Genomic DNA, 5,840 nt, shown 5'->3' with positions numbered 1-5,840 from the left:
GTTCCCATCGTCTGGAGAAATCGCTTGCTTAGTTTCGCGCTCACCGTATTCCTCTCGGCCTTCCTGCTTTTTCAGGTGCAGCCGATCATCGCCAAAATGATTCTGCCGTGGTTTGGCGGTTCGTCTTCGGTGTGGAGCACCTGTCTGGTCTTCTTTCAGGTCGAACTGCTGCTGGGCTATCTGTACGTCCATCTGCTGCACCAGCACCTGGCGCCGCGCCGGCAGAATGTGGTGCATGGCGTTCTGCTGCTGCTCAGTCTGGCGACGTTGCCGGTCGTTGCCGACGCGAGCTGGAAGGACGCGGCGTTTGCCGATCCGACGTGGAACGTCCTCTTCGTTCTCGCCTCGGCGGTGGGTCTGCCGTATCTGCTGCTGTCGACGACCGGGCCGCTGATGCAGGCCTGGGTCGGGCGTGCGTTCGGCAGGGCGATGCCTTACCGGCTCTACGCGCTGTCGAATCTGGCCTCGATGCTCGCCCTGTTGAGCTATCCGGTCCTCGTCGAGCCGCTGTTGCCGGTGCTCGAACAGGCGCGGCTGTGGTCGCTGGCTTACGTTGCCTTTGTCGTCGCGTGTCTGAGCAGCGCCTGGCGGTCGTGGTGTGCGGCAGCGGCTGCACCGGCGGATGGTGGCGCGAATCCGGCGGCGGCCGGGGAGGGCGGCGAGCCGCAGTCAACGGCGGTGGCGCCGCCGCCGACGCTGCGCGAGTGTCTGTTGTGGGTCGGTCTGGCGATGACAGCGTCGCTGCTTCTGCTGGCGCTGACCCAGTTTCTCACCCAGGATGTCGCCGCAGTGCCATTTCTCTGGGTGCTGCCGCTCAGCATCTATCTGTTGAGCTTCATTCTCTGTTTCGACGCGCCGCGCTACTACTACCGGCCGGGCTTTCTGCTCGCGCTGCCCTGCGGCCTGTTCGCGGTCGACCGGGTGATCGCCGGCGGCGGTGGCGCTTCGCCGACGCTGCTCATCGTCGCGCTGTCGCTCTCGCTCTTCGTCTTCTGCATGGTCTGTCACGGCGAACTGGTCAGGCGGCGCCCGCCGGTTCGTCATCTGACCCTGTTCTATCTGATGCTGTCGATCGGCGGTGCGCTTGGCGGCATGTTCGTCGGCCTGCTCGCTCCAGTGATCTTCAACGCCTACTACGAGTTGCTGATCGGCCTGTTTCTCTGTGCGGCGCTCGCCGTGATCGTCGTCTGGCGCGATTGTCCGCCGCTGTGGCGGATTCTGCTGGTCGGCGCGCTGCTCGCCTACGGCGCACGGCTGGGGCAGATTTCGTTCAACTACGTGGACGACTACCGGCGCGTCGTGCGCAATTTCTACGGCCAGTTGCGCGTCATCGATACCACCGATGGCGAGCTGGGGGTCAAACGCAAGCTGCTGCACGGCAACATCTATCATGGCGAGCAATACCTGGCGGCCGAGTACCGGCAACGGCCGACGGCGTATTTCTGCGCGAAGTCGGGCATCGGTCAGGCTTTCCTGACGCTGCCCGAGGAGGGACCGCGCAAGATCGGAATCGTCGGCCTGGGCGCCGGCACGCTGGCCAGCTACGGCCGCGCGGGCGACGAGATCAGGATGTACGAGATCAACGAGCAGATGCTCGAACTGGCGCGCAGCGAGTTCAGCTTCCTGGCCGACACGCCGGCGCGCGTCGTGCCGATTCTCGGCGATGGACGGCTGATGCTGGAAAGCGAGCCGGCGCAGCAGTTCGACCTGCTGGTGATGGACGCGTTTTCGGGCGATTCGGTGCCGACGCATCTGCTCACCGTCGAGGCGATGCGCGCTTACCTGCGCCACTTGCGCGACGACGGTCTGCTCGCGGTGAACATCACCAACAACTATCTCGACCTGCGTCCGGTCGTCGCCGCCGCCGCCGAGCGTCTTGGCCGGCGGACGGTGATTCATCAACTGCGCGCCGATCCCGGCGATCGTTTCTGTCTCGACGCTGAATGGCTGCTGATCGCGACCCCCGAGCGCGCCGAACTGCTCTACGAGTCGATCGACGATCTGCGGCTACTCGTCGTGCGGCCCGATTTCCGCCCGTGGACGGATGATTTTTCCAACCTGTTCAATATCCTGAAGTAGCTCTCGGGGAATGGGCGGGGGCTCGCGCGCCGGCCCGTCGTCGGCCGGAGGTCGGCGCAGCGCCACGTTCGCGCCCGGCGGCTGCGCCGTCGTTGCCGCTCGCCGCGCGCGGGCGGGCAGCGGACGAGGCAACCGTCAGGCGGCGAGCAGGCGAGCGTATTCGGCCTGGATCGCGCGCAGGCGGTCGCCTTGCCGGCGGCGTTCGTCGTGCATGGCGGCGGCGACCGGCAGCGCGCTCAGCTCGGCTTCGCTGCGCTCGACGGCGGGCAGATCGCCAAGGCCGAGCGCGGCTTCCCAGCGCGCGGCGAGCGTGCGGAACCGGCGGTTGGCGTCGGCGTTGCCGTCAGCGCCGGTATCGGCAGCAGATTCGGCATCGGCATCGGCAGCGCCATCCATGTCGGCGGGCGGAGGCGAGGTTTCCGCCAGCCGGACGATCTCGTGGCGGACGCGTCTGGCCTGCACGGCGTCGGCGATCGCTTCGTCGCGGGCGCCGCGCTTGAGCGATTCGAGCGCCTGCAGGTCGAGGAGGAAAGCCAGGCGGCTGCCGCTCGCACAGTCCTGTTTCAGGCGGAAGCAGCGCTCGTACGCGGCGACCGCCTGGGCGAGGTCGTCCGGCTGTGCGCGCAGTTCCCACAGTTGCTGGTGGACCGCGCCCCAGAGGAGCAGCGTTTCGGGATCGTTGGTCGTTTCCGGCGAAACTTCGCGCAGCAGGTGGCAGGCGGCGTGCAAGGCCTCCTCGCTGCTCGGCTGGGCGCTGCGCGCAGTGGCCAGGGCGAGTTGCTGGATGACGAAGGCGTCGTTGGGCCGTTGTGCGTAGACCTGGCGCAACAGGGCAACGGCGCGCGCCGCATCGCCCGACCGTCCAGCCGGCGGATTCAGTTCGGCGAGCGCGGCATCGAGCCAGTGCTTGGCGGTCGTCGGCGGCAGCGCAGGAGTTTCGTCGGCGACGCCGCGCTCGGGCGTTGGCGCCGATTCTCTCATCGATTCTCTCATCGATTCCGTCGTCCATTCGGGAAGGCTGTCTGGAAGCTTGTCGCTGTTGTCCGCCGCAAGCGGACTCCGGCGCGAGGAAACGGGCGGCAACATCGTATCGCGCCCGCCGGCGGCGCGGTCGCCACCCAGCCCGCGCCCGCCCGGGCGGAGCGCGAAGGCGAAGCCGGCGAACTTGCCGGGGTGTTCGCCGGCGCGTTCCCGGGGGGGTTCGCCGGCGCGTTCGAGGGCACGCAGCCGGCTTCCTCGGGTCTCGCCGCCGCGCGTCGTGGCCGCCGGCGCGGCGCCACGTTGCGGCGGGCGCAGGTCGGGCAGGAAGGTGTAGACCGGACTATCCGGCACGGCTTCGCTGAGCGCCGCCTGGATGGCCTGGGCGAGCGCGCTGCGGAAGCGCTTGGCTTCCTGCGCGCCGATGTCTTCGCCGAGGTGCTTGTAGCTGTGAATGACGATGTGGCTGACGTCGAAGGGATTCTTGAACTGCGCCTCGGCGACGATGATCGTCGCTCCCGGGCGCAGGCCGTAGCGGATGCCGAGTTCGAAAGCGGCGTTGACGTTGTAGGTCGACAGGTCGGCGATCACCAGATCGGCTTGCAGCAGCATTTCGTACATCGGCCGGTCGATCACTCCGCTATGCGGAATCTCGTCCGCCCGCACACAGACCAGGCCGGCCGCCTCGACCGCTTCCTTGATGATCGCGTACGAGGCGTCCAGGTCGAGCACGCGTCCGTCGGTGAAGTCGGTCCGTTTGCCGAAGCCTTGCACGACGAAGCACGTCTTGCCGCTCATGCAAATCCCCGCAGGTGTTCGATGCGGACGCAGTGCTCGGCGTAGGTCCGACCGACGCGCTGAATGTCGGGGATGTATTTCACCGAATCGAGCACCTGAACGTTCTCCGCCTTGATCTCGGCCAGGCCGAGCGCGGCGAGACCGCTCTGGCTGACGTCCGGATCGTAGCGCACGTAGGCGAACTGCTTGCTTGCGCTGGCGTTGCTTGCGCCGCCGGCGGGAATGACCATGTCGCCGAATTCGCGGTCGATCGGCGCCCCGAAGCGGCATTCGCCAAGCGTTCGGCAGGCCATGTCCCAGCCGGCAAGCGCTGCGTTCATCAGCGCCCCGGGCAGGTTGCGCGCATTGTCGAGCAGCCAGAGATCGCTCGCTTCGAGGTTGGGCCGGGCTTTCGCGGCGTTGCCGGTGCCGACCGAAACGATCAGCAGGCGATCGCTGCCGGTCGGCCAGCAGATCTTGTAGGGTGCCGCGGTGGCCATCTGGAAAGCGAGAAACGCCGGGTTGTTGTAGGTGGTCACGCCGCCGTCGACGAAGATGAACTGGTACTCGTCCGGCGTGCCGCGGGCGAAGGTGACGACCTCCGGCGGGAAGAACGTCGGCGCCGCGGTGCTCGCGCGGACAAGTTGCCAGAGCGGCAGACGCAGGTTGCAATCCTTGCGCGCCAGTTGGTTGTACTTGCCGCGCGGATTGTTCGACACCGGCCACGGCGAATCGGTCGTTGCGTTGCGCATGACCATCATCAGCAGCGTGCGCAGACCGGCGTCGCCGAGCGTCGCGTTCGGTTCACCGGGCCTGGCGACGTGCGCCAGCGCCTGGTCGAGCTCCTCGCGCAGCTTGGCCGCCAGCGGCTCGTCGTTGTAGCTGTACTGCAGGCGGTGGAGCAGCGATGCCTTGTCGAACATCTGCTCGCCGCTATCGACATAGAAGCTGCGGATGCGCTCCATCGGCATGCCGGCCGAGATGCACGCGGCGATGATGGCGCCGGTACTCGTCCCGCAGACGAAGTCGAAATAGTCGGCGAGGACGAGCTTGGGCTGGCCCAGCGCGCTGCGCAGCTCGCGCTCGAGCCGGGCCAGGATCTCGACGCTGATCAGGCCAAGGATTCCGCCGCCGTCACAGGCGAGGATCTTCTTGCTTCCGCCGGCGTCGATCCGGCTGATGAGGTTCTGGTTCATGGCGTCTCCTTCGAGGCAGCAGCGCCGGACGGCGCGGAAGAGGGCGATGCAAAGCCAGCCAGGCGCTCGGCAAGCTGGGTGAGGACGTCGGCGCGCTGCGCGTCGGCCCGCTGCGCGTCGTCGCGCCGACCGGCTGCTTCGACCGCTGCGCTCGGGTCCGCCGGCGGCGCCCCGTCGGCTGCCGCTTGCCGTCTGCGCAGCAGGCTGGCGAGCAGCCGGAGCTGCCGGGCGACCGAGTCCCATTGCCGGCCACTGTACGGCACTTCCCTGGCCAGTTGGCGGTAGGCATTCTCCAGCGCGTTGCCCGGGTCGGTCGGATCGTCGCCGAGCAGCCATTCGACGACAGCGGCGTCGGGTCGCCCGACGGCGTCCCAGAAGTCCTTGCTGGCGGCGAAGCGCTGGCTCGCCTGCGCGCCGCATTGACGGGCGACGTCGACCGCGCGCGCGCGGTCGCGCTCAGCGAGCTTGCCGGCCAGCCAGTGCAGCGGGAGTGCGTTCAGTGTGTGGTACGGCTGGCTGTGCGGCGGCTGTCCCCGGCTGGTTGCCAGGTACGCGTCGGCGGCCTTGCGCAGCGCCTGGGCGACCTCGCTCCAGGGCGAATCTGCCGCCGCCAGCGCGCAAGCGCGCCGCTTGAGCGCGCTGCCGAGCAGCGCGTTGCGTTCGGCGTTGCCCATATTGGCTGAACTGCGCGCGGCCGGCGACTGGTCGACGGCACGATTGAGCGCCTCGAGGCGTGCGATGGCCATGTCGATCAGTAGCTTTCCTTCCGCCAGGCGACCGCTGTCGGCCAGCTTCTCGCCTTGTCGCGCT

Annotated in this window: 4 protein-coding genes; 1 reads left to right on the top strand and 3 read right to left on the bottom strand. The window is 68.0% G+C overall.

What is annotated here, in order from left to right; translation table 11 throughout:
• Window positions 1-2,079, top strand: a 2,079-nt coding sequence (locus Q1L59_RS07755) for a fused MFS/spermidine synthase (protein WP_366145634.1), incomplete at its 5' end; no start/stop codon positions are given.
• Between the two features lie 135 nt (window positions 2,080-2,214).
• On the opposite strand, the gene Q1L59_RS07750 is transcribed toward Q1L59_RS07755, so the two are convergent.
• From Q1L59_RS07750 to Q1L59_RS07740, 3 genes are all read right to left on the bottom strand, one after another.
• A complete protein-coding gene (locus Q1L59_RS07750; RefSeq protein WP_300330429.1) occupies window positions 2,215-3,855 on the bottom strand; it encodes a tetratricopeptide repeat-containing protein in 1,641 nt (546 codons plus the stop codon).
• Window positions 3,852-5,030, bottom strand: coding sequence for a patatin-like phospholipase family protein (locus Q1L59_RS07745; RefSeq protein ID WP_300330426.1), 1,179 nt, complete (start codon window positions 5,028-5,030; stop codon window positions 3,852-3,854). Before Q1L59_RS07745 ends, Q1L59_RS07750 begins: the two co-directional genes overlap by 4 nt.
• Window positions 5,027-5,840 (bottom strand): tetratricopeptide repeat-containing protein (locus Q1L59_RS07740; RefSeq protein ID WP_366145633.1); only part of this gene is annotated, 814 nt, incomplete at its 5' end. The genes Q1L59_RS07745 and Q1L59_RS07740, both read right to left, overlap by 4 nt.

This window comes from Accumulibacter sp., from assembly GCF_029255125.1.
GTDB lineage: Bacteria > Pseudomonadota > Gammaproteobacteria > Burkholderiales > Rhodocyclaceae > Accumulibacter.
This window is presented reverse-complemented; position numbering and strand designations above follow the sequence as displayed.